This is a genomic window from Brevinematales bacterium, from assembly GCA_026415355.1.
GTDB lineage: Bacteria > Spirochaetota > Brevinematia > DTOW01 > DTOW01 > SKYB106.
Genome location: JAOAHF010000034.1, coordinates 1 through 2,619, shown reverse-complemented (window position 1 = coordinate 2,619; position 2,619 = coordinate 1). Strand labels below are relative to the sequence as shown.

The window sequence follows — 2,619 nt, the reverse complement described above, 5'->3', positions numbered from 1 at the left end:
AATTTATCTTGTAAGAAGCTGCCATAGCGGCGAAAAAGAGTGAAGCAAAGAGGTACTTGACATTATTCCTCTTCCCAAACAATACTGAAAAATACATACTTGCTATTATAGCAAATATTATTGCAGTATCTGTTTTTGCAACATGAGACATATGAAAAAACATAGGAGCAATTCCCAACAACACTGAAGAAATCGTCGCAACAAACATGTTCTCAAATAGTTCCCTAGTAAGAGCGAAAAGAGCTATCACAGAAAGAGTAGCGAATATCATTGATATAAATCTAGCCACAACCAAAGCTTTGTCTTGGTTTTCTCCAAAAAATGATATTCCATACTCTGGATAGACCAAGTTCGCCACCAGACTCAAAGGATACATAACTACATAACTCAAATGGATGTGACTATAGTGATGCGGAAAGAAATATGGCCACTCATTAGAGTGAAATAGGTTAGGAAACATTAAAAATGCTACTATTCCCCGAACTATATCAATCTCATCAGGATATATGTTTATTTGAGGTAAACCGAAATTTATACTGATTCCTAAAGTTATTGTGAGGACTACAACGAATATTGTCAAGTACTTAAGAGCATTTTGTCTCAACAATAATAGAAAACTCAAAAAGAAAACTAAAGAAAACAACCAAAGCAATAACAAGACATAAATAGCATCACTCTTGGTAACAAGACCAACTACACTAGCCGTCCAAATCAATATTGTAGCAGTTATCAAACACGAAAAGAGAACAGAAAAATGTCTTTCAAAATCTTTAAATCTGAAAACATACTCTCCAACTATTAAAACACCAATCCTCAAAAGCAAATAAACTACAAGAGAAATGATAAGATAACACGAAACAGATACAAAGAAATGTTCAAGAATATGAACTGGGTAGATCTTGTACTCATAGACGAAGGTTTGATCCTTAGTTTGAACGTTGTTAAATATTATGAATTCCAAGTTAACTCCTATATTGTTTTCAATTAAAAGTCTGCCACTCTCAACAGAGTTACCTGTCCTCAAAACTCCCGTGTTTTGCAATAGCCTCCCAGAAAGTAAGGTAACTTTGTAATTTAGATCTTCTTTGGATTCGTATCTTATCTGATACTCGTATATGCCATTTGGCAAGCTAATGTAGGGACCGAAAAACAAATCCTTGTTAGAACTCTGATATATTTTGTCTTTCACCACCATCTGTTCTTTTCTCAACTTCTCAAGTTCTATAAAGTTTGATATGTTGTAAACCTGACCAAATACCACTACTGAAGATAGCAACAAAAGATTCTGAAACTTTGCGCCGAATACAGACTTGTCGTAGTAAAGAATGTAAAGGAATAAAACCAGAACATTAACTATCAAATGAAACAGCAGAAAGAAATTCAACACAACTTGATCAGAGTACAGACTTTTAAGAAAAGGTACATAAAATAACGAATTTGCGATGACAATGGATATCAGAAATACTGCTATCTTTTTTACATCAAGCTTCCTAGTTTTGAGGAAGTTGTATAAAGTAAAAACGAAAGCAGTTAGCAGAACAATAAGAGTATGAATATATGAAAGGCTTAGAAAAATCATATAGCCAATTCTAAAATGCTACCAACAGCAATTTCAATAAAATACAAAACGAAGTTTGATTAGTATTTTCATAATCTTGTAGAAGAATACTCTAAGTATCTCGTTTACTAGTTTCGTTCTAAATAAGAATGTGTAACAATAAGGAATTTAACAGCAAAACTAAATATATATATATGTTCTGATCCACCTATAGTAGTTCATAGTGTCGCGAAAAAATTAGAGTTTAACAGAAGAGATTAATTAGATATTTTGTGCTTTATTGAGGGATTTCATAATATTGCGATAATTTTGGAGATTTAATTAGAATTCTTATAAGTATGAAAATTGCTTACATGTTATCCTACCCGAAGTTTATGGACAAGGGTGGGGGTGTTACTCAGGCTCTGGAAGCTGTGAATGCTCTAAGAAATTTTGGGCATGACATAAAGCAATTTGACTGGTTTTCTGAGGAGATTGACTTTGATATCTTTTTTTTGTTCGGTTTCACTCATTTCAATCCAGAGGTTCTTCTTCATTTGAGAGAGAAAGGTAAAAAAATAATTGTAGAACCCATATTTGTGAGAATGTCAAGTATAGGTCTTAGCAAACTGTCTCAGATAATGAGATATTTTCCTATTTCAAACACAATAAAAACTCAGTATCAAGTTCTAACTCTATCGGACTTGGTATTTACTAATTCTGATGTTGAGAGAGAAGAGATATCATTTATATATGGTATTGACAAGAGCAAAATATTCGTAGCTTACCTGGGATTACCTAGTTATGTTAAGGATCTTGAGAATAAAGTATCAAAGGATTTGTTCTACAACACATATGGAGTTAAAGATTTTGTATTTTATCCTTCAGCAAGAATCTCAGTTAGGAAGAATCAAATATCTCTGATTAGAGCGCTTAAGGGAAGTGGTATAAAGCTGGTTTTAACAGGTTGTAATGATATAGACAAAGAAATAGAGGGTGAGTTTAGAGAACTCGTTAAGGGTGATAAGGACATTTTGTGTCTTCCAGTTCTGGACAAGGAGATGTTGATATCTGCCTATAAA

General features: G+C 33.0%; 2 protein-coding genes. One reads left to right on the top strand and one right to left on the bottom strand.

Annotation, left to right across the window (positions count from 1 at the left end; translation table 11 throughout):
- The coding region (locus N2712_07865; protein MCX8029892.1) for a glycosyltransferase family 39 protein at positions 1-1,579 on the bottom strand (1,579 nt) is incomplete at its 3' end.
- A 353-nt stretch (positions 1,580-1,932) separates the two neighbouring features.
- Between N2712_07865 and N2712_07860 the strand changes: the two genes are divergently transcribed.
- Positions 1,933-2,619 (top strand): glycosyltransferase (locus N2712_07860; protein ID MCX8029891.1); only part of this gene is annotated, 687 nt, incomplete at its 3' end.